Genomic DNA, 22,023 nt, shown 5'->3' with positions numbered 1-22,023 from the left:
TGCCCTATGAAATTTCATCGAGCCCGACGCTAACAGCGCAAGGCGAGAAAAACAACTATAAGAAATAAATATTCATGTGGGGAAACAATCGCGCGAGACACTCAAATCCGGCAACCGCCAGGAACGATGGCCGCCCGGCTCGAAAAACAATAAGCAAGACTTAGCTGGTCTGCGGATAAGAAATGATCGACAGGTATCTCGCTGGCAGTTTCACCAGAACTTCTGGCCCGTGCGGCGCGTCGGCATCAAAGAAAAGCGTGTCGCCGGGCTTCAGGGCATAAATGCTGTCGCCGTGGCGATAGTCCACCTCACCTTCGAGCATATAAAGCATCTCGATCCCATCATGCTGGAATGTCGGGAACCGGTCAGATTCCTCGGTTAGCGTGATCAGATAGGGCTCGACCACCACGCCACTGGCATTGGCCCCAAGATGGCCCAGAAGGTTATACTGATGCCCGGCCCGTGTGCCCGCCCGCTCGGTTTCGGCCCCCTCACCCGCTTTGGTATGCACTGCGTTTCGGGTTTCTTCATAGCGGCGAAAAAAAGAGGTAATCGGCGTGCTAAGTGCATCTGCTAAAGATTGCAGCGTGGTCAGCGACGGTGAGGTCGCCCCGTTCTCGATTTTGGACAGCATGCTGATCGACAGGCCAGTCAGAGCGGATAATTCGGCTATCGTGATCCCCTGCTGCAATCGCAACGCCCTAATTTCGCGTCCGATTGCGGTTTCCAGATTCTTCTCACCACTGTCCCGAACCTTATGCGGATCCTGTGACAGGATCGCTTTTTCATTGGTGGTTTCTGCCTGCGCCATCGCGGTCCTCTTGATCGCTTGTGGTGTTTGAACCAACCATGACATAAGAGCGACCGTTTTGTGTAGCTGGTCTTGCCAGGAAATTTTTATTCACCATAGTATCCGCCGGACTTGCATCTCAAAACGCCTGGAACGGAGGCTGACATGCATCAGACATCAGAGCATTTGAACGATGTTGATCTGGTTCTGGCGCAAGTTTCTTTGAGAGCTGCTTCTCGGTTGCTCATCCAGAAAATCATGAATTCCAGAACCTCAGAAATTCAAACCTCCAAGTAATTGATTTTGTTGCGACTACAGTCTCAGCAATTTCAATGGGCAGCACGAAAGAACTGAAAGCGCTTACGAGCCAGGAGTGTTGTCTTGATCTGACGCCTCGTCGGGCCAACCAGAAAGGAAAAACTGCCAGGTCGCGATGGCCCCAATCGCACCAAACAGTATGGCCCAGAACAAGTTCCCGGTTACAAGCTCCAGGATCGCCCATCCAACGCTCAAGAGTGTGACGGCAACCCGCCGCCAGAGCGGAAGAAAGAAGGGTACGCGAAGTTCGAACATGTTCATCCGGGGATCACTCCAACGCTATGGAACACGCGATGCTAGACCCCTGGCACGATAGGTGCGCTAGCAAATGCAATCAACCAACGCCCTACCCCACGGTAACACGTCTCAGATGCTGCGCATGCCGTTGAGCAGTTGCAATTGTCGGCGGCCGCACTGCCAACATTCAATGCCTCGGCATCGTTGCGCACAGCTCAGGCAGTCCCACCTCGATGTCATTCGCTGTCACTTCACCACGTCTACCTTGCTTCTGTTCAGCGAAATAGCGATGGCCGCAATCAGCAATACACCCAGGGCGACCTGACTCCATGATGGTGGCACGCCCGCGATTGTCAGCCCGTTGCGGACGATCGTCAGGGTCAATGCCCCGATGATCGTCTTGACTACGCTGCCATAGCCACCTGTCAGCGGCGTACCACCAAGCGCAACTGCAGCAATTGCGTCGAGCTCAATCATCAGTCCCGCCTGTGGCGTTGCCGCCCCTGCCCTTGCCAGGTTGACGCAAGCCGCCAACCCCACCATCAGTCCTGCAGCGGCAAAGACCTTGATCTTGAACGTCGTGACATTGATGCCGACCAGGCGGAGAACCTTCTCGTTGCCTCCAACGGCGCGCAACTGTTGACCAAAAACAGTCTTCTCATAAAAGGCCCACATAAACAGCGCGACAATCGCCGCAAGAATGAAGATCGCGGGGAATTTGCCCATCGACAGAAGCCAGGGTGCTGCGACAGACGAGATGTTGGTGCCGCCTGACACGCTATCGTCCGTTATGTAGATCGCCGTACCGTCTGATGCGATAATCACAACGGCGCGCACGATGATCAGCATTGCCAAGGTTGTCACAAATGATGGGATCTTGAGCAGTGAAATAATCAGGCCGTTGACCATGCCAACAAGGCCACCTGCGACAATTCCCAGGATCAAGCCCACATCCCCGAACCAGAGCATTCCAAGTGCCCCCAGAAACGCCGAAAATGCCAGGCTTGACCCGATGGAGATATCAATTGAACCGGTTGTCACGATCATCAACTGTGCAAAAGCCAGCAACATCAAGACAGGCGTTTGCTGCGCGATGAACGTCCAGTTGCGCATCGACATGAAGCGGTCGCCGGAAATCGCCCAGAACAACAAGATCACCAGAACAATGGCAATGAAAGGCACATAGTCTCGCAACATTTCCGCGCGTTTGGGCGTCAGGAAGGGGCCGGAGGCGGTTGTTTCGGTCATGTCGTTCTCCTCATTCGCCGAGAGTTATGGCCTTCACGAGCCGGTCCGAAGTAATCTCGTCGCGTTTGAATTCACGCGATGTGACCCCGTGATGGGTCACTACGATACGGTCAGCGAGGCGGCGCACCTGATCGAGATTGTGGCTGACCAAAAGGAATGACGTGCCCTGCTTGTCGCGCACATCCTCAACCAATCGCTCGACCTCCGCCGTTTCATTCGGTCCAAGTGCAGCGGTCGGTTCGTCAAGGATTACGATGTCGCTTCCCCAGGCAATGGCGCGCCCGATCGCGATACTTTGTTGTTGTCCTCCTGACATCGAGGAGATTGGTTGTGACAAATCCTGAACGGTGGTGACATTGAGCTGCGCGAGGGCTTCACGGGTTTTTTCACGCATCTTTCGTTCATCCACAAAAATCCCCCATTTGCGGGGGATGCGCCCCAGAAACAGGTTGTAGGGCGCCGTCATATTGGGAACCAATGCCAGATCCTGATAGACAACTTCGATCCCGCATTCCTGCATATGAGAAACGCTGTGCTCAGCCCGGGACACTTCCTTGCCATTGATGATGATCTGTCCGCCGTCCGGAACATGGGCCCCGGCCACAACCTTCATCAACGTTGATTTTCCGGCACCATTTCCGCCCACGATCGCGACAACTTCACCGCGATGAAGATCAAAGGAGCCGTCACGCAATGCCTGGACACCACCGAATGACTTCGAAACGTGTTTCACCGAAAGAAGAGGTTGAGCCGTCTGGTCATTCATAGTGGGTTCTCCTTCATTCCTATCCGCTTGCTTCGGCAACAAGGGCTTCTGGCTCGGCTCTGGGAGAACCGAGATAGGTTTGTGCAAGTACATCCAGAAAGGCCCCGCGCAGCACGGTATCTTCGCTTTGCTGGCTCAGCTCGATGTCGACGGCATCATAGATGCTTGGCAAAACCGTCGCTCTTACATGGGTCTTGATTTGTTCAAGAAAGTTTTGACCGAACCCGGCATATTCGTCTCCGATCACCACCAAATCCGGATTGACGAAGTTGATGCAGTTGGTGATGCCTTGCGCCAGATAGCGTGCAACCCTGTCCACCTCTTCGCTGGCAAGCCCGTCTTCCGCCGCGTATGCGTCGAGGACCTGAGAAAAATCAGCGTCTGAAGTCAATGTCGTGCCGCTGACGTTCTCTGCGCGCTCCCGAATGGCGCGCAGTAGGGCAATGCGTGATGTAAAGAGTTCCAGACAGCCTCGATTTCCACATTTGCACTGCTCGCCATCAACGCTGATGGACGTATGCCCCAGCTCACCTGCAAGTCCTTGCGCCCCGCGGTGCACATGGCCATCCACGACAAGCGCCGAGCCGATCCCCTGACCGGCGGACACGTACAACATGACCCTGGCCCCCAGCGCCCGGCCATGATGGCGCCATTCAGTCAAGGCTGCTGCCTTGGCGTCGTGTGTGGAGTGTACAGGTATGTTGGGATAACGGGAACGCAGCTCGGGGATCAGATCGAAGCCCTGCCATTGAGGGCTTTCAGTCATGAGAATGACGCGTTCATCCCGCTCCAGGAACGGGCCAGGAACAGCCACGCCAATGCCATCGACCTGTTTCAAATTGCCAATCTGGCGATCCAGTGTCTCGGAGATTTCCTTGAAAGTCTGCTTGGCGGACCCGTCTCGTGCGATGGGGAATTCATTTGTCTCCAGCAGGTCACCGCGCAGATTGAATGCAGCGATGGAAAAGCTACGCCGCTGCAGTCGGAGACAGAGGATGTATCGCCCGGAACCGACAAAGGCCAGGTTGATCGACCGTCGGCCGCGCCCACCGCGAACAAGCCCCACTTCCTCTACGATGCCATTGTCAATAAGGGGTGCAATTGCACGGGTGACGGTCGCCTGATCCAATCCGGTGGCTACGCTGATTTCCTTGCGCGAGCACTCTCCCATGTCGTGCAAAGCCGCAAGGATGGCGCGCCTGTTGTGGCCTTGAATGCCTTCGATCGACAGGCCTTTTTGAGCAAGCTTCATGTCCGAACCCCAATTATTGCAATTTGGCTCAAACATAGCGAGTTTTGCTTGCGACCTGCAATCAACTGTGGGGTGCTACGCATTGACGACCTCCTGAAACAGGATGTCGGCGAATGTAGCACTTTGTCGGATCCTCTCCGCGTTGGGCATGTCGGTCTTGGTGATCTTTTCCCGCGTCTCGACTTCACCTCTGCCGCCACGTTCGTGGCGTTGCATCAAGCGCTGCTTCAGGAGATCGTCCGGCGTATCTACAAAGATACGCAGGTCGAAATGCGATGCCGCTTGAAGCCAGGGCGCTTCATTCATCAGAATGTAGTTGCCCTCGATTATGCAAACGGCTTCGTTTCCTTCGATCCGGGTCCCTTCTGGGACCGGGTCATGTATGTGCCGGGAATATCGCGGCCACCAGAACGCATCTCCCTTGGACAAACGTTCCACCGCGCGGGCAAACGCGTTGCCATCAAATGTATCGATACGGCCTTTCACGCTCCTAAGCCCTTCGGCCTCAAGCTGGGCGTTTGTTTTGTGAAACCCGTCCATCGGGCAGTAGGCAGCGATGTGCCCGGCAGCGCGTAAATCCTCGGCCAGCCGATCGGACAGCGTAGATTTGCCCGTCGCCGGAGGCCCCGCAATTGCGACAATGAGCGGCGGTTGACCTGCACCTATCCGCTTTTCAATTGCGCCCAGAAGGCTGGCATAGTCGGCGAGCTGCTCAGGCATCCATCCAACTCCGCGTACCCGCATGGGTGCAGGACTTACCCGCAATCTGGTTTGCGATATTCAACGCGTCTACAAATGAACCGGTCTCGAGATATGCGTGGCAGAAAGCGCCGTGGAAAATGTCTCCTGCGCCCAAGCTATCGACAACATCCACCTCCAAAGCGGGTATCTCGCCCTGTCGTCCCTGATCATGCCAGACGACCCCAGCGTGACCCCGTGTCATCGCCCAGCGATGGATGCCCAATTCTTCACATATGTTGGCAAAGGCGCGTGGTCCCTCGGGACAAAACACGTCGCTGACAATTGGAATATCGGCCAGCTTTAGAAAGTCCGGTGACCAGTCTTTCCAGCCACCGCCATCCAAAATGATTGGCCCTTCAAACGCACGTAAGGCGTCAGCGTGCGCCGCAACAAAATGCCGTTCGTACTGGTCGATCTGAATCAACCCGTATCCTTCCGTCAGGATCAGATCGTTTTGAGAATGCACCTTTTCGCACTCATCCCCTGCGCCATTGACAATCATCCTGGCCCCAAGGCTCCGGGTTGAAACAACTGTCGAAAGAGGGATGCGATAGTCCGGGTCATTACAGATGTCGTGCACCGTAACGTTTCTGTCCTTCAGATCGGACATCAGCATTGTCTTCATCGGGCCCGGCGCACCCAGCGATGTGGCCAGCGCCGCCGTTCCGCCAAGATGGGCAAACGTGACGGCGGCGTTCAATGCCGACCCGCCCGGGATCACATCATTGCTCAATGCCTTGGTCTTCCCGTCCGGACCCGGAAAATCCTCGACAAGCGCGGTGACATCCATCACCGAGCGGCCTATGAACAGCGCCCGGCTCACGCGGCCTTCCGGGATGGATCAAGCCCGCCATCAGCATACCGCTTTGCCATTTCGGCAACTGGGATCGGCTTGATTTTATGCCCGTGGCCCGCCGCCCCGAACCTCTCGAACCTGTCACGGACCAGCGTCTCAAGCTCCGCCATCCCGGCCAGGATAAACGCCCGCGGATCGAAGTTCGACGGGTTGTCCCGGGAGAAACGCCGCATTGCGCCGGACATGGCCATGCGGCAATCGGTGTCGATGTTGATTTTTCGAACACCATGCCGGATCCCGCGTTCGATCTCTTCGACGGGGACGCCCCAGGTTTGTGGCATTTCACCGCCAGAGGCGTTTATCAGGTCCTGCAATCCCTGTGGCACAGAGCTCGATCCATGCATCACAAGATGGGTATTCGGTACGCGACGGTGGATCGCCTCAATCTGGCTGATGGCCAGGATGTCGCCATCCGGTTCCCGTGTGAACTTATAAGCGCCATGAGATGTCCCACAGGCTATCGCCAGCGCATCAACCTTGGTTGCAGCAACAAACTCCGCCGCCTGATCGGGGTCGGTCAATAGCTGATCGTGATCCAGTTTGCCCTCTGCCCCGGACCCGTCTTCTTCACCCGCCTCGCCGGTTTCCAGCGATCCAAGAACACCCAGCTCTCCTTCGATTGAGGCACCCGTCCAATGTGCGATCTGTGCAACGCGGGCCGTGATATCGACGTTGTGGGCATAGCTGGCGGGTGTCTTGCCGTCGCCCATCAGGGAGCCATCCATCATAGCCGAGGTGAACCCCGCAGCGATGGCGCTGACGCAGGCCTGTTCATCATGGCCGTGGTCCTGATGCAGACAGATTGGGTTGTCGGGATACATGGACGCCAGTGCATTCACTATGGCGACGATCATCCGATCTCCGGCATAGGCCCTGCGAACATTCAAGCTGGCCTGCAGGATCACCGGTGCGTCGCAGGCGCGCGCGGCGTTCATGATCGCAAGGCCCTGCTCCATATTGGAGATGTTGAACGCCGGCACACCAAATCCTTGATCCGCCGCATAATCAAGCAATTGTCTGAGGGTTATGAGGGGCATGGCGAGGCCTTTACTTGCGGAAGTTGAGATTGTGGAATTTGGCCGAGCCTTCCTGAACAAAGAGACCCCAGGCATCGGTATTGGAGATGTCATAGACCCTGAAGGATGCAACAACCTGCCCGGCCACAAAGCACTCGATGGCCGACCCGTTGCGCAGGATCTGGACCCGGTAACACCCATCCTCCGGTGTGAAGGCGAGCGGACGCTCGACCAATGGGCTGTCGATCTCCTGACGGACCTCAATGCCATGCCGTTCATTGAGCACCAGGCTGTCCCAAAGTGGATCCATCGCGGCAGGCCAGCGATCAAACAGGACGCGCTCCTTCATGGGCTCGATTGAAAGGCTGTAACCGCTGTCCAGATGATCGCCGCCTCGGGGTTCGATGAGAATACCCACAGCTTCGGTGGCGGGGCTGGGCTCGATAAGCACATCGAGCAACACATCATCCCGGTTCGGCCCGTCGATGAACGCGTATCCGTATGATCCTGTCGCATCACACCGAGGGTCTGCATCGCCGGTCCAGTCCCCTAACATGGGACGTAGCTTGTGGGGCACGGTCTCTGCGTAACTCTGGTCCACGTTATCGGGCAGTTTGCAGGTCAGCGTGCCGTCTGGCAGCGAGACAAGTTCGCGCGGGCTGCCCAGTTCTCCGCCCCAGACCCAGCTACGTTTGGGGCCGTGATGCTTGCGGAACGGAATCCATGCGAAACTCATGCGACGATCGCCATCGCTGGCGGATTTGGCGGCGTAGAACCGACGCCCGTCAAGACTGTCGAGCTTGCGGCTTTCCCAAGGACCATCCGGGGACTTTGACACCCGATACACGGTTTGCATTCGTTCCGAGTAGCGGCTTTCAACCAGATACCACCAATCGCCCAGCTTGAAGATTTCAGGGCATTCCGGGCAATGCGTCAGCATCGAGGACGCCAGCGGCGGGCCGACCTCCCAGCTTTCCAGATCATCGGACGTGGCTACGGCAACGCAGCCCCGACGAAACTGCGGACCTTCCTTGAGGCGTGCCGAGATCAGCATCTTGAAGCACCCTGCCTCTTCGTCGCGGTAGACAAAGGGGTCGCGCCAATCGACGGTTTCGTACCAGCGGGGATCGGGGGAGATCATCGGGTTGGATCCGGATTTCTCCCAGGTCTTGAGATCGGTCGATGTTGCTTTGCAAATTGACTGCGGCGAGGCCGATTGACGGTTGTAGCCTGTGTAGAAGAAGTGAAAAACGCCCTCGTGCTCAATGACAGAGCCGGTCCAGATCCCATCACCGTCGCATTCGCCATGCGCGCCAGGACCAAAAGCGTCGGGCATCACCTCCCAGTTTACGAGGTCATCTGACCGAAGATAAGCGGTCGAGACACGCGCCCGCTCAACATATTCCCAGGCGCCTACGGGGGGTTGGGAAAAAAACAGATGCCACGTGCCATCGTGGTAGAATGGCATTGTATCACCAGCGGCAGCACCGCGCTCCGGAGCGTATCCGAAAAGTCTCATCTGCGGACCTCGAAAAAGAGTTTGATATTTCTGGGTCCCCCGGCCCATTGAGCCGGGGGAGGGCATGCTGCGTGCAAGGGGAGTTATTGCACGTAGTCTTGCCAGTTTGCCTGCCAGGCGTCGATGAAACCAGGCAGATCAGCGTCGGGATTATGGACCTTGCTGAGATTGCGAATGGTGTCCGGCGAAAGAATACAGCCGTTCAGAAGACTGTTGGCATAGGTATCCACATTGTCGGCCGTTACTGGAATGAGGCCGACCCGAGGCTGGGTGTCTTCAATCGGGTGACCGTGCAGATAGTCATAGAGCTGGATAAGACCGAACCCGCCAACCATCCAGTGACCGCCGATCGAGAAATCCAGCTTGCCGTCTTTGATGAACTGAGCGACCTGCTCGTCGATATCTGTGGTGATGATGGCGATGTCATCTCGCCCGGCCTGTTCCACCGCAAATTGACTGCCAAGGCCAGCGACCGCACCAAGCACGATGATCGCGTCAATCTCGCCGGGTCCGAAGCGGGCAATGAACTGTTCAGCATATTTCTGGCCATTCTCCCGGTTCAGACGATCCCAGGCCTCGGCGATCACCTCGACCCCTGCCGCGTCCAGTTCCGATTGGACACCAGCCCAGATTTCTTCCGCAGAAGTCACACCCTTCTGGTTCCAGACCATCGCGACTTTCTTGTGCCCCAGATCTGCCGTGGCTTTGCCAATCGCCTGCCCCCAAGTGTCATTGTTCTGGGTCACCTGCGCGATGAAATCCTCACCTTCATAGTCATCGTCGTAGCTGGACACCACCAGTCGACCGACGGCAATGCCCGGAATGTCATTCTCTTCCAGAAGACGGGCGACCTGGATACCGGCCGGCGACGTCAGCGGGTTGAAGATCAGCCCGTCCGGGCCGCTTGCGATGATGGATTCAGCTTGCGCAGCGTGCTGCTCTTCCGAGTTCTGATCGTCAAACTCCTTCAGCTCGACACCAAGCGCTTCGGCGACGCAGCGTTCAAAACGATGGCGGTTGATTACCCAAGGGTTTGTTTCCGGCTGGCCAAGGTCTGCGATTACCAGATCGGTACGAGCTTCGCTTTGAGCCGTTGCCACGCTCGCAAGCGGCAACATGGCTGCTGTCACAAGCAAAGGCTTGAGCATCTTATAGGTCATGATCTCCTCCCTGGAGAGTTTTTCGCGTTGATTGCGGAGAGGTAAACTCCTATTTAATGCGTACTGCAATTAAATGCAGTTTGCAAGTATATATCCAACCTGCTGAACCGGCCCATGAACCTTGAGGTCGCGAAGCGGCAAAAATCCAGGTTTTACGGCTCATGCAGTCAAGGCATCAAGTTCCGCGCGAACCTCGCGGTACGCCACGGCCCGGTAAGGAACCGGTTGGGCCGATGACCGACGACTGCGGGTCCATCGCACTCAATAGGAGGAAGATAAGCCTTTGGTATGATAGCAAATCAAGGAAGTTGAAAGGATGAGCCAGCAAAACCTCAAACCACACAAGCTACTTCTTCATTACTCGACCTATCTTGTACCGGTTTCGGATCGAGGCTCTAATCGGCCTAAAAACAGTTGGTGATTTTGGCGCTGCTCTTGACGTCATCCGTATCGGAAAGCTGCGCTCCGTTTCGGTTTCAATCCAAAAAATGTGCCAAACACTACGATCTGGAGGCTTGTAATGGCGGCGGCAATTTGCACTGGTCAGTGTCTTTGTGGAAAAATTGAGGTTCGTATTTCGGGTTCTCCTGAGTTTTCGGTTTTGTGTTTCTGTCTGGACTGTCAGAAAATTTCCGGTGGCGGCCATCTTCCGCAGTCTGCGTATCTTAGGCAGCATGTGGCAATTAGCGGTGAGCCGAAGCTCTACAGCTGGGAGTCTGACGCCGGGAACACTGTCAGCCTGGGTTATTGTTCTGACTGTGGTTCGCCGATCTACAAAGCGACGTCGAAGATGCCGGAGTTTCTATTCGTCGCGGTAGGTGTTTTGGGCGACCACCCTGGTTTCGAGAACCCCCATATGGCTTTCGTCGAAAACTGCCGGGATTGGGACAGGTCACGCGATCTCAAACTGAAGGGTCCTCTACAGTGAAGGCTGGTCCAAATTCAATTCGCCAAGACGGTCGCTTCTCTCAACGCGCCCGTAAATGATCAGGCTTGTTTTTCGATCGCCGCAGTTTGATGGCCTTCGGAACTACCAACAGGTGCAGCCTGCCCTGCCTCCTAATGTTCCTGTATTGGGGGACGAGTTCGGCTCGGGGCATGATCGTATCAAAAAAATGCTTACCTTCGCTGCGCGCTGCATGAACCGTTAAAACGCGGACCTTGCCGACATTGGATTTTGGCACTTCGCTGACGCAGTAACTTCTTGCGGTTGCGGCACGACTGTTGCTGTGGCGTGGAAAATGTCTCCATTCCGGTCATTCGAGGGTACTGATATCGGCCGGATCGAAACCGTACTTTCGCCGCTGTAGTCCCGAATCAACAGTGACGGTATAGGCCAGACTTTGGGTTTTCGATCTTCGCTGACGCAGCATTCTTTTGCGCGCGGATCTAACCCAACATGGTATGTTGTCGTTGTGGTAGAATTAGTCCTGCGTCCCAACGCGAAAGATAGGCCACCGCGCGGGTATCTCACAAATTGGCCTCACCGGAAGAAGACAGACCTTTCAAGGATCAACTCGCTTTGGTGACCGTTGGAATATTCGGATCGTGGTCGCCGCCTTGCAGCCGCGCGGCCGTTGCCAGAACGAGCGCTTGCGAAATACACATGGGGGCTGCGATGGAACGTGAAAATGTCTGGCGATGCTCCGGCACAACAAAAAAAGGCTTGGCGGATTTGGCGAGAGGCGAGAGGTTGCTATCTGTGATGGCGATTATCGGGTGTCCAACTTCTTGCACCTGCTCGACAATCTTCACGACTTCGTTTGCGTAATAACGGAAAGACACCGCCACGAGAACGTCTCCTGTCTGCATTGTCTGCGCCATATGGGTCGCCAAGCCTCCGCTCGGATCAAGCATCACACATCGCTTACCAATCATAGTCAGCATGTATCTTATGAAGTCTACCACAGGTGCCGATCGCAGTTGCCCAATCAAGAATACTGTTTCCGCTTTGCTGAGCCGGTCGGCGGCGAGCGCGAGGTCATCGCCTGAAATGTCCTCAATAAGGGACTGAAGGGACGCAATATCTCTGACCACCAGATCGCGCAAAAAGCCCATATCGCTGGGATCGTCTCGGTTTCCGAGGTCATCCTCTAGCGCACGGACGCGTGCTTCAAATCCGGGTGCCGCAGTCTCCAGGCGTTTTTGAAACAGGACTTGCAGATCTTTGAAGCCGGTGTACCCCATCGCTTGGGCAAATCGGACGAAACTAGAAGCATGAATACCACAGCGATCAGCAATCGCATTGACCGAATGCACCGCAATTTCGTTTGGGTTCTGCGTCAAATAGAGCGCGATGGCCTGATGAGACTTGCTCATCTTGTCGTAGCGTTCCTGCACCAATTGAACAAAGGTTTCAAAGTCCGAGGGACCCGTTGACAAGTTTTGATCGCCCAATCTAGGACGGCTTTGTTGCAAAGTTTTGAGCTTACCGAATTGTCTTGGCGATCAGAACGAAGTTAAGCTGCCAGTTCAGCGAATTGTTTAAACGGACAGAGTCCGGGCGCGAATTGGCCCTTTCGGATCATGTGCGACACCTCGATGCCAGCAAGTGTTGCTGCAGCTGAGGCAAAGCTCTTGAAACCGAGCATCGGGCGAGTTCGCCTTTTGATGAAACGATGGTCTTGTTCTACGATGTTGTTCAGATATTTCCGCCTGACCATCTCGATCGGGATGGGGCAGCCAAAACCCGCAAGCATCTTGTTGATTGCCTTGATGCCAGCGGTGTTGGCACCGCTTTTGTCGATAACGATCTTTCGCGGCAGACCGTTGACCTCCATCATTCGGGCGAAAAACCTTGTGGCGGCCGGCTTGTTTCGACGCTCGAACAGCATGAAATCAAGAGTTTTGCCGTGTTTGTCTACGGCACGATAAAGATAAACCCATGTGCCTTTTACTTTGATGTACGTTTCATCCATTCTCCAGGAGCGGTCGCATGGTCCCTTGCGACGACGCGCTGCATCAGCAATTGCGCCAGAATACCTTGTCACCCAGCGGTTCAGTGTGGTGTGATCCACCGTGACGCCTCGCTCGAGCATGATTTCTTCCAGATCGCGATAGGACACGCCGAAACGGACATAGAAGAAGACCGCAAACAGGATCACGTCTTTCGGATATTCTGCGCCTTTGAAAGAGATCATGAACCGACTCTCGAGTTGAAAATAACGATAGCCATTCACTCGCAGCACCGAAGAGCGTCAACAGCTAAAAGTTTGCAACAGATCCCAAAGGAACGCTGAAGCAGTCTGAGCATTTGTCGGCGTTATTTTTCGAACAATAGCGAAAACGAGTTCAGATTCCGTATTGGTCCTATGGACTCAACGTGACTGGACGTTGTTTATTCAACTCTTTTGCAGCAATTGCCATGAAGTTTCGAAGCAAGGCCGCACCATCCTGATCATCCGAATAGTTCTCGACATGCTCTGGCTCGGTCTGTTCATACATGCAGGACCAGACTGATCGGCGGGATTCCGGATGGAATTGTGTCGTATACCAATGGTTGCCGTGGTCGATACAGATGGCGTTGCTCTCACCGATGCGGGCCAGTACCTTTGCTTTCTGCGCTTCTGACGGAATCACATGCAGATAGTTGGCAAAGTTGAAACGGGGGAATGTGGACAGGCCTTCAAAAAGGGGGTGCTGGCGCCCAAGGTCTGTCAGCTCAATCTCATAGGTTCCGGCAAGCGTACCTCCGGTACGGCCATCAAGCACGCCATCCTCGAACTGCGTAGACACCAATTGATGTCCACCACAAATGCCAAGCAAAGGTTTCCCGGCATCGCGATACCGGCGCAACCAGGAATAGAGCGCGTGCAGCCAGGGGCGGTCCTCGGTGACTACATGCATCGTGCCGCCGAGGATGACACAATCGACATCATCCACCGCAGGCAGTGCATCACCGCGACAAATGTCGACGCCGGATAGTGAAAAACCCGTTTCCAGCGCCACGGGTCCAAACCAGTCCACGATCCAATCTTTTTCCTGGCCGGAAGTACACAAGCCTCCAAAGTGATCGGGGTTGAAAAGCTCATTCTCACCCAACATGGAAATGAACAGCAAAGAGTTCCCGGCTGTATCGGTCATGGTATTTCTTTCGCTATCTTGGGCGGGCAGACGCTGCGGCCGCCCCGATGTTCAATGATTGAAGAAATCTAGCTCAAATTGTATACCAATTCAATGATTTTAACTGGATAATCTACCAAAATGTGCCCCAATGAAGATATAGGTATACCTATGAAGGATCACTCTGCTTCAAAAAGAACACCGCCTTCCTCTTGGATGGCATCCAGACGCGACACGACCACTCTGAGATAGGTTTTGTGGATCGAGGCCGTCAACTTGATATCGCCGATCTCCAGACTGCGGCGCAATATTCGGATCTCATCCTTCAAATCCTCGACTTGGACGCGCATCTCGACGCGATCCAGCAACAAGAACCAAAAGCGCGCGGACTGATAGAATAATGTGTCGTTGATATCCTCCAGCACCGCGTTGGTGGTCAACCCATGCAGGATTTTGTGCAAGCGCAGAAGCACGCGCGCGAATTCGCGTTTGTCGTGACTATCCAGCATCGCATCGCACCGCGCTTCCAACTCGCGCATCTCGTCCAGTATGGCCGGATTCCGAGGGGACGGAGCGGAATCACCCAGCGCATCCATGAGCCTCATGCGCACGATATAGACATCGCGCATGGATTTCAGATCGATTGAGGTAACGATGGTGCCATGCCCGTGCTGGCTGGAGATCAGACCGATGTGTTCAAGCTTTTGCAGCACGGCCCGCATCGGCGTGCGGCTGACGCCAAATTCCGTTGCCAATTCCCGCTCGTTCAGGCGCGTTCCCGGCTGATAGTCAAGAAGGCAGATACGCCGGCGCATCTCGAGATAGATATCGTTCTTCGTCATGCGTTGCTCACTATCGATAACGGGTATTCGCCAACTTATGCCATCCACGTGAGAAAACTGTCCATATCAACGTTGCCGCCCGTCACCAGAGCAACGACGGTCTGCCCTTGCAAGGCGCGTTTGTTTGACACGGCTGCGGCCACTGAAACTGCGCCGCCGGGTTCGGCAACAACCTTGAGCTCTGTGAACAAAGTCCGCATTGCGGCAACAACATCTAGCTCGTTGACGGAATAGCCACCCGACAGGGTCTTCAGGTTGATTGGAAAGGTTAGCTGTCCGGGTCGCGCGGTCACGATCGAGTCGCAAATCGAGCTGTGACCCGGCTCAATCGACAGGGCAGTTCCCGCTTCTAGAGAGCGCTTGGTATCATCAAAATTCCGGGGTTCAGCCGCCCAGATTTCAGTGTCCTCATGGCGCGCGAGCATGGCAGTAGACAGCCCGGCGATTAGCCCGCCACCTCCGGCGGGGCAAATGACTCTATCCGCCCTTACGCCAAGCGCGTCCAATTGCTCAGCTATTTCCAGCCCAGTTGTACCTTGCCCGGCCATCAGGTCGTAATCGTCATAGGGCGGCACCAGCGTTGCGCCGGTTTTTTCGGCGATGTCCTGGGCTATTTTGGCCCGGTCACCCGTCTGTCGGTCATAGGTGATAACCTCGGCCCCCCACTGGGCGGTGTTGTCCAGCTTTATGCGGGGCGCATCTGCTGGCATCACTATCTTAGCCGAAACCCCCATCGCGTTTGCGGCAGCCGCAACGCCTTGTGCGTGGTTGCCGGATGAATATGCCACGACCCCTGCCTTGCGCTGGCCTTCGCCAAGCGACGCAATCTTGTTGTAAGCACCACGTATTTTGAACGAGCCGGTCTTTTGCAGGCAATCCGATTTGATCAGCAACCGGAACCCAAGCGCGTTGTTGAGCAGTGGAGATTCCAACAACGGGGTTCGGATCACGACATCCTGTAACCGCTCGGCAGCCTGAGTGATCATTTCAATGGTCAACACTGCGTCACGTCCCCACCTGCAAAGTTGAATGAAAGCGGCGTAGAAGGGCGATCACGCTTCGGGCGGTGATGATGCCGGTAGCCGGGTTTTCAGCGCTCGGCCGGTTCTGAATAGACATTGTGAAATCCGAGCTGTCGGAAGTTACCTCTACCGAATGTGTGTTTCGCGTCAGGGATGGATCAGCCCAGACCTCCATGCGGGTCTTGTCTGGACCAAGCCCGGCCATGCTGATCGCTGCCGCGACATTCACGTTGGCGGGGAATTCGCGTGCCACTTCGGTGACACTGCCTGCGATCACTTGTTTTGGCCCTTGAAGCGCGGTTAGATCCATGCCCAACCGCGCGACAAAAGGTGCCCTGATAAGGCTTTCGACCGGTTTGCGGGTCACTATTGTGACCGAATGAATCTGGCCGACATTCACTGCATTCAACGCGTCCAGACCCAGCATCGCACCTGACGCGACCATAATGCGGCTACCGTTTTTCGCCGCAAGAGAGATTAGGTCGTCCCGGGCAAGCAACTGGCTGGCCGAAAGCACAACCAGTTGCTTGCCTGCCCGCAAAACCGGGTCAGCCAGATCGCCGAACAATGCGGGGGGGAGAGCTTCGATCACACAATCACAGGTCAAGGCCAACGTTCCGAAATCCACTACATGCGCCGGATGTTTCAGAGTATCATTCAGGGCAGCCGCCTTTTCGCTGGTTCGCGCCGCCAGACCACCCAGCGCACATCCTGGAACTTCACCGTTGTCCAATGCGCGTGCAACCGCCGCACCGACAGCTCCGATACCGGCAACTCCAATTCTCATAACAGGTCTTTCTTTGGTGGTGGTTCCTCGGGAACCGTATCATGACGTCAGGTGCAAGGCTCAATCCGCCGCTTTTACTGCTGACAGGAATTGCTGTGTGCGTTCGCGTTTGGGATTGCCGAACAGATCCTCCGGAGGACCCTGTTCTTCGATCTTCCCTTGGTAGAAGAAACAAACGCGATCTGAAATGTCGCGCGCAAAGCCCATCTGGTGTGTCACCATCAACATGGTGAGGTTGTGCTCGGCCACCAGTTTGCGGATGACGCCGGTCACTTCACCGATTACCTCGGGGTCAAGCGCCGAGGTGACTTCATCAAACAGCATCACCTTGGGGCGCATGGCCAACGCCCGGGCGATGGCGACACGTTGCTGCTGACCGCCCGACAGGCGCGAAGGATGCTGGTCCTTTTTGTCGATCATGCCGACCATCGACAACAACTCTTCGGACCGTTCTCGGGCCTCAGCCTTTGGCAAACCCAGCACCTGCACAGGCCCTTCCATGCAGTTCTGTAGGGCGGTCATATGTGGAAACAGGTTGAAATGCTGGAAACACATGCCGATTGAGGACCGGGCCCGGCGCAGGTATTTCGCGTCCGCCGGCACCAGAACCCCGTTCTTTTCCATATGGGTAAGCGGTTTGCCATCAACATAGATGACGCCGCCATTGATGGTTTCCAAAGTCATCAGCATGCGCAACACGGTGGTTTTGCCCGAGCCGGACGGGCCGATCACGGTGACCATCTCACCCTCCGACACGTCCAGATGCAGACTGTCCAGTACGGTCAGGGCGCCATAGCTTTTGGTTACGTTCATGAACCGTACCATCGGCACGTCGGGCCCGGTCAGTTCCAGTGGGTATTGCGACATATCTTCCATCAGTTCATTCCCAGTTTCTTGCGCACCCAGGCCTCAAAGAGTTTGATCAACCCGGCTGCGGGCAGTGAAATCGCCAGGAAGATGATCCCGACTATGGTATAGGGTTCCAAATACCTGTAAGTTGACCCACCAATGGCATTCGCCGCCTGCATCAGCTCGGCCACGCCGATAACCGACAGCATCGGTGTGTCCTTGAATATCCCAACCAGGTAATTGCCCATCCCAGCCATTGAGGGCGGCAGGGCTTGGGGGATGATAACGCGAAAATAGGTCTTGGTCGTGCTCAGGTTCAGTGCGGTGCAAGCCTCCCACTGTCCTTTCGGCACCGACTCGAGGCCGCCGCGATAAACCTCAGACAGGTAGGCCGAATAATGCAGCCCGATGGCGATCATCCCTGCCACCCATGGACTGAGGCGTATCCCGAATTGCGGGCCGACAAAGAACACAAAGAAAATCTGCAGCACCAGCGGCGTCGATCGGATGAATTCGACACATTCCCGCACCACCATTGTGACGATGCGCGACGGTGTGCGTTGCGCCAGTGCAAAAACCAGCCCCAGTACCACTGCGATCCCATAGCCGATTCCGGCAGCGGCCAGCGTGTTCAGCGTGGCCTGTAAAAGCCGGGGAAGAATTTCAAAGGTAAAATCCCAACGCCAGTCAAACATAGCTTACGCCCTCCCCAATTTGCGTGCCATGAAGCGTTCGAGCCACCGCATGAACGGCGTCACGATCAGCCGCGCAAGAATGTAGTAAATTATCAGTGCTGTCCCGAAAGCCTGCGCTGACAGGAAGGTGGAGCCGTTTATTTGCTTGGCTTCGAACATCAGGTCAGTAACCGAAATCAACGACACCAGCGCGGTCGCCTTCAGCAGTTCGATCATCAGGTTGCCCCAAGGCGGCAGCATGTTCAAAAACGCCTGTGGCAGGATGATCCGATACATCCGTTTGGCCGGAGACATCGAGATCGCATAAGCCGCTTCCCACTGCCCTTTGGGCACCGACTGAATGCCGCCACGCACGAGTTCGGCACCATAGGCCCCGAGGTTCAGCCCGACCGCAATGAAACCGGCAAAGAACTTGTCCAGCGTCAATCCGAAGAGAGGCAGGACAAAGAAAATCCAATAAAGCTGCACTAAAAGAGACGTGCCCCGGAAGATTTCAATGTAAACGCCGGCCGTCCAGCGCACCGCAATATTCCGTGACAGTTTCATCAACCCTGCGGTCAGAGCGAGCACAATGGCAAGCGCTGCCGACAGAAAAAACTGCGCGATTGTGACCAGCGTTCCGTCCAGAAAACGCGGCGCGTTTTCGGCGAGAAATTCCCAATATGACATGACGTATCCCGGATGGCGGACGTAAAAGGCGGGCCGAACCTGACCCGCCTGCTAAAGCAATGCCGTCAACGGTTCTGGCAAATCCATTCGGTTTTCACGCTTGGATCCGGAACCTGAAATTCAGTGTATTCGTATGGCGCAACGGCGGCCAACATCTCTTCTGAACCCAAGTACTCTGCCTGCGCGGCATTGAAGGCCTCAAGAAAGTCGCTGTCTTCCGGGCGGAAACCGATACCAACCCAGTTCTGGGTCCATTCGGGCAACGCGTTAGGATCGGTGACCTCAAGCTCGCCATCGGATTGGGCCGCCAGGTTTTGCGCCGTGAAGAACGTCATAGCACCTGCGTCAGCACGACCAACACGCATTGCGGCTAGCACCTCAGTTGGCCCGGGCACTTCGAGGATCTGCTCGGCTGCCACGCCTTCGCGTTTGGCGGCATCAACCGTGTTGTAACCGGCGCCAGTGACCATCGTGGCCCCCTGATCTTTGATGTCAGCATAAGAGGTGATGTTCTTCGGGTTGCCAGCGGGAACCACAAAGGCATCGCCAAAAATCCCCATCGGCTCGGAGAAATCAATGCTCTCACAACGCGCTTCAAGAATGTACATGCCACCCGTGATGATATCAAAGCGATTGGCTTTGAGGCCCGGGATCAATCCACCCCAATCTGTCACGACGGGCTCGATGTTGTCGTAGCCCATTGCCTTCAGGACACCCAGCGTGTGTACGTTTGCAAATCCAAGTGGTGCGTCGTTGTCGCCGGGGTAAGACCACGGCACTTCATTGGAGAAACCAATCCGAATGGTCTCACCACTTTCGATACGATCCATGAGTGGACCCGCCAGCGCCGATGTCGCGACACCCACAATGGTTGTCGCGGCGATAATAGTGGTTCTTAGTATTTGGCTCATTGGTCTCTCCCTGATTGATTCCCTGAACTACGGCGTATTGGTATACCTTTTTGGGAAGTTTCTCAACATAAATCTGCAATTTCGCAAAAATGTCCCAATATTTTGGGGCCTATCATGAACAGCGCCAGCCTCTTGACTTATCATTGGTATACCTTAACAGTCGACGCAGTGGAATCAATCTCAGTTAGGAGACACCGAATGATCGAACACGCCCCGTTCCCAAAAGAGGAGCTGGACCACCGACTCAACCGTGTAAAAACCGTCCTGTCCGAGCAGAATCTGGACGGGATCGTTATCTCGGTGCCCGAAAACATCTATTATCTGACCGGTTTGGACCACTGGGGGTTCTTTGCTGCCCATGTTCTCGTTGTGAACCGAGATGGCGAGATGGCGCTGATCTGCCGGGCCATGGAAAAGATCACGTTTGACAATCAGGTGAGAAACGCCCGGTTCTATGGTCATCAGGATCACGAAGAGCTTTCTGACTACGTGGTACAGGCGATGAAGGACCTAGGCCTGTCCGGTGGTCGCGTCGCGCTCGAAAGGCGCAGCCTGTTCTTGCACCTGCATCATGCCGAAGGGATATTGGCAAAGGCGGAGGGCGTCGAATGGGCGGACGGATCCGGTCTGGTCGACAACCTGCGACAGGCAAAATCCCCGCTGGAAATCGAATACACACGCAAGGCCGCCAAGGCCGCAGATGTCGGCATGAGCGCTTGCATTGACCTGATCCGCGACGGCGCGACAGATTATGAGATTGCCGCGGAGTACATGCGCGCCTCGACTCTGGCAGGTAGTGAGCCGACCGGCTTTGGCCCGTTCATTCGTCCAGCCACACGCTCGGGCGAAGAGCATACGACCTGGCGTGGCGAAACCTTCCGAACTGGTGACGCGGTGTTTCTGGAAAATGCCGCATCCTATCGCAAATATCACGCGCCTATGGGCCGGTTGGTCTTTGTGGGCAGCGCGCCGGAGGGGGCTGAGAAGTCGGCAGAGCTGGCCATGGACGGCATGAAGGCAATCTGCAGTGCATTGAAAGTAGGCGGCAAGGCCGGGGAGGCATACGCCGCCTGGCGCGAGGTAGCCGCAAGCGGCGGCTTGGCAGACTACGAACGGCATCATTGCGGTTATATGGTGGGCATCGGATTCTCACCCAGTTGGACAGGTGGGTCCATGGTAACCAGCCTCTTCCCCGGGTCAGAACGCACGCTGGAGGTCGGCATGGTGTTCCACGCCCACAGCTGGTTCACAGACACCGACGTCGTCGACTACTTCATCTCGAACACGGTCATTCTCACCGAAGATGGTGCCGAAGTGCTGACCGCCACAACACCTGAAAGCCTTGTCATAAAGTGATGACACGCACCGAAAGGCACACAATGCTGACGCAAGAACACATGACCGCTTATCGAAACGATGGCGTGGTTCAGATCAAAAACGCATTTTCGCAGGAATGGTTGGACGAAGTGCGAAGTTCGATTGAATTTGGTCGCGCCAATCCGGGGCCGATGTATCTGGACTATTCCAAAGACACCAATCCGGGCACCTACTGCACAGACATGTGGATCTGGCGCGAAAATGCCCACATGAAGAATTTCATTTTCAATTCTCCAGCGGCAGAACTTGCAGGCGAAGCGATGGAGGCCAGTTCCGTTGCACTCGTGACTGACAATTGGCTGGTGCGCGAGGCCGGCGCGGTCAACAGAGCGCCCTGGCACCATGACAACCCCTATTTCGATGTCAGCGGCGAATGGTGTGTACTGTGGATGGGACTTGAACCCGTTCGTCAGGGTGAGGGCGTGGTCTTCCTCAAGGGTTCGCACAAATGGGGGCGCAAATTCATGCCTCTCAGCTTTGCCGGCACCGGACAAAAGGCAGCACTACAGGAACCCTATGAGCCCACACCGGACTTCACTGAAAATCTGGATGATTATGACGTGCTGGAATTTGATCTGGACCCCGGTGATTGCCTGATCTTCGATTCCCATACATTGCATGGCGCCCCCAACCCTGTACCGCCTGAACGTACCGTCAACCGTCTGACAATGCGCTTCGCCCACGGGAATGCAGCGTTTGAAAAACGAGGCAGTTGGACCGACGCGCAGACAGAATACTGGCAGGCTCATGGAATGAAGGAAGGTGAACCCATTGTAGGCGAACTGCTGCCGCTTGTGTGGAGCCGGTAGCTGTATTTGAACGAACATCAGTCGCAAAGGTTTCGATGGTTGAATATGCCACTGAGCTAGTAGCCAACGAAACGGCACAACTCCAGCTCTAGAAGGT

Annotated in this window: 23 protein-coding genes; 3 read left to right on the top strand and 20 right to left on the bottom strand. The window is 55.6% G+C overall.

The window, feature by feature from the left end:
- Positions 1 to 160 precede the first annotated feature (160 nt).
- From ACR0CG_RS17460 to ACR0CG_RS17415, 10 genes are all read right to left on the bottom strand, one after another.
- Positions 161 to 811 (bottom strand): helix-turn-helix domain-containing protein, encoded by a 651-nt coding sequence (locus ACR0CG_RS17460; protein WP_170682348.1) that lies wholly within the window; start codon positions 809 to 811, stop codon positions 161 to 163.
- Between the two features lie 339 nt (positions 812 to 1,150).
- The gene (locus tag ACR0CG_RS17455) at positions 1,151 to 1,363 is read right to left on the bottom strand and encodes a hypothetical protein (RefSeq protein ID WP_217358282.1); all 213 of its coding nucleotides are present in this window, start codon (positions 1,361 to 1,363) and stop codon (positions 1,151 to 1,153) included.
- 228 nt (positions 1,364 to 1,591) lie between these two features.
- Positions 1,592 to 2,593 carry an ABC transporter permease gene (locus ACR0CG_RS17450; protein ID WP_171181066.1) on the bottom strand — a complete coding sequence of 334 codons (1,002 nt, stop codon included), beginning with the start codon at positions 2,591 to 2,593 and terminating at the stop codon, positions 1,592 to 1,594.
- A 10-nt stretch (positions 2,594 to 2,603) separates the two neighbouring features.
- A complete protein-coding gene (locus ACR0CG_RS17445) occupies positions 2,604 to 3,359 on the bottom strand; it encodes an ATP-binding cassette domain-containing protein (RefSeq protein ID WP_299664544.1) in 756 nt (251 codons plus the stop codon).
- A 19-nt stretch (positions 3,360 to 3,378) separates the two neighbouring features.
- On the bottom strand, positions 3,379 to 4,611 hold the full coding sequence (locus tag ACR0CG_RS17440; RefSeq protein ID WP_480526514.1) for an ROK family protein: 1,233 nt from the start codon (positions 4,609 to 4,611) through the stop codon (positions 3,379 to 3,381).
- A 75-nt stretch (positions 4,612 to 4,686) separates the two neighbouring features.
- Entirely contained in the window at positions 4,687 to 5,331 is a 645-nt protein-coding gene (locus ACR0CG_RS17435) for a nucleoside/nucleotide kinase family protein (RefSeq protein WP_480526513.1), read from the bottom strand.
- Positions 5,324 to 6,175, bottom strand: a complete 852-nt coding sequence (locus tag ACR0CG_RS17430) for a PfkB family carbohydrate kinase (protein ID WP_480526512.1) — start codon at positions 6,173 to 6,175, stop codon at positions 5,324 to 5,326. The genes ACR0CG_RS17435 and ACR0CG_RS17430 overlap by 8 nt, the downstream gene beginning before the upstream one ends.
- Complete coding sequence (fba, locus tag ACR0CG_RS17425; protein WP_480526510.1) at positions 6,172 to 7,245, bottom strand: class II fructose-bisphosphate aldolase; 1,074 nt, start codon at positions 7,243 to 7,245, stop codon at positions 6,172 to 6,174. The genes ACR0CG_RS17430 and fba overlap by 4 nt, the downstream gene beginning before the upstream one ends.
- 10 nt (positions 7,246 to 7,255) lie before the next feature.
- Positions 7,256 to 8,743, bottom strand: a complete 1,488-nt coding sequence (locus ACR0CG_RS17420; RefSeq protein WP_170764669.1) for a family 43 glycosylhydrolase — start codon at positions 8,741 to 8,743, stop codon at positions 7,256 to 7,258.
- Between the two features lie 83 nt (positions 8,744 to 8,826).
- On the bottom strand, positions 8,827 to 9,903 hold the full coding sequence (locus ACR0CG_RS17415) for a sugar ABC transporter substrate-binding protein (RefSeq protein WP_480526509.1): 1,077 nt from the start codon (positions 9,901 to 9,903) through the stop codon (positions 8,827 to 8,829).
- Between the two features lie 520 nt (positions 9,904 to 10,423).
- On the opposite strand from ACR0CG_RS17415, the gene ACR0CG_RS17410 reads away from it, so the two are divergent.
- Positions 10,424 to 10,831, top strand: coding sequence for a GFA family protein (locus tag ACR0CG_RS17410; RefSeq protein ID WP_480526507.1), 408 nt, complete (start codon positions 10,424 to 10,426; stop codon positions 10,829 to 10,831).
- A gap of 584 nt (positions 10,832 to 11,415) precedes the next feature.
- Here the strand turns inward: ACR0CG_RS17410 and ACR0CG_RS17405 are convergent.
- From ACR0CG_RS17405 to ACR0CG_RS17360, 10 genes are all read right to left on the bottom strand, one after another.
- Entirely contained in the window at positions 11,416 to 12,300 is an 885-nt protein-coding gene (locus ACR0CG_RS17405; RefSeq protein WP_254436329.1) for a MurR/RpiR family transcriptional regulator, read from the bottom strand.
- A 62-nt stretch (positions 12,301 to 12,362) separates the two neighbouring features.
- Positions 12,363 to 13,043 carry an IS6 family transposase gene (locus ACR0CG_RS17400; RefSeq protein ID WP_480526505.1) on the bottom strand — a complete coding sequence of 227 codons (681 nt, stop codon included), beginning with the start codon at positions 13,041 to 13,043 and terminating at the stop codon, positions 12,363 to 12,365.
- A 169-nt stretch (positions 13,044 to 13,212) separates the two neighbouring features.
- Complete coding sequence (locus ACR0CG_RS17395) at positions 13,213 to 13,986, bottom strand: type 1 glutamine amidotransferase (protein WP_170432386.1); 774 nt, start codon at positions 13,984 to 13,986, stop codon at positions 13,213 to 13,215.
- A gap of 158 nt (positions 13,987 to 14,144) precedes the next feature.
- Positions 14,145 to 14,807 (bottom strand): GntR family transcriptional regulator, encoded by a 663-nt coding sequence (locus ACR0CG_RS17390; RefSeq protein ID WP_170432389.1) that lies wholly within the window; start codon positions 14,805 to 14,807, stop codon positions 14,145 to 14,147.
- A gap of 35 nt (positions 14,808 to 14,842) precedes the next feature.
- A complete protein-coding gene (locus ACR0CG_RS17385) occupies positions 14,843 to 15,808 on the bottom strand; it encodes a threonine ammonia-lyase (RefSeq protein ID WP_336509504.1) in 966 nt (321 codons plus the stop codon).
- A 4-nt stretch (positions 15,809 to 15,812) separates the two neighbouring features.
- Positions 15,813 to 16,616: an aspartate dehydrogenase gene (locus tag ACR0CG_RS17380; protein WP_170432392.1), complete on the bottom strand. Its 804-nt coding sequence runs from the start codon at positions 16,614 to 16,616 to the stop codon at positions 15,813 to 15,815.
- 60 nt (positions 16,617 to 16,676) lie between these two features.
- Positions 16,677 to 17,492, bottom strand: a complete 816-nt coding sequence (gene ehuA, locus ACR0CG_RS17375; RefSeq protein ID WP_272871531.1) for an ectoine/hydroxyectoine ABC transporter ATP-binding protein EhuA — start codon at positions 17,490 to 17,492, stop codon at positions 16,677 to 16,679.
- The gene (gene ehuD, locus ACR0CG_RS17370) at positions 17,492 to 18,160 is read right to left on the bottom strand and encodes an ectoine/hydroxyectoine ABC transporter permease subunit EhuD (RefSeq protein ID WP_480526503.1); all 669 of its coding nucleotides are present in this window, start codon (positions 18,158 to 18,160) and stop codon (positions 17,492 to 17,494) included. The genes ehuA and ehuD overlap by 1 nt, the downstream gene beginning before the upstream one ends.
- A gap of 3 nt (positions 18,161 to 18,163) precedes the next feature.
- Positions 18,164 to 18,829, bottom strand: a complete 666-nt coding sequence (gene ehuC, locus ACR0CG_RS17365) for an ectoine/hydroxyectoine ABC transporter permease subunit EhuC (protein WP_170432397.1) — start codon at positions 18,827 to 18,829, stop codon at positions 18,164 to 18,166.
- A gap of 65 nt (positions 18,830 to 18,894) precedes the next feature.
- Positions 18,895 to 19,740: a transporter substrate-binding domain-containing protein gene (locus ACR0CG_RS17360; RefSeq protein WP_170432400.1), complete on the bottom strand. Its 846-nt coding sequence runs from the start codon at positions 19,738 to 19,740 to the stop codon at positions 18,895 to 18,897.
- A 198-nt stretch (positions 19,741 to 19,938) separates the two neighbouring features.
- Here ACR0CG_RS17360 and ACR0CG_RS17355 point away from each other — a divergent pair, with 198 nt between their 5' ends.
- On the top strand, positions 19,939 to 21,096 hold the full coding sequence (locus tag ACR0CG_RS17355) for a M24 family metallopeptidase (protein ID WP_170432403.1): 1,158 nt from the start codon (positions 19,939 to 19,941) through the stop codon (positions 21,094 to 21,096).
- Between the two features lie 41 nt (positions 21,097 to 21,137).
- Positions 21,138 to 21,926: a phytanoyl-CoA dioxygenase family protein gene (locus ACR0CG_RS17350; RefSeq protein WP_170432406.1), complete on the top strand. Its 789-nt coding sequence runs from the start codon at positions 21,138 to 21,140 to the stop codon at positions 21,924 to 21,926.
- Positions 21,927 to 22,023: the final 97 nt, after the last annotated feature.

Source organism: Ruegeria sp. AB8 (assembly GCF_056542605.1).
Note: the sequence above shows the minus strand (reverse complement) of the source record. Positions and strands in the feature narration are given on the sequence as shown.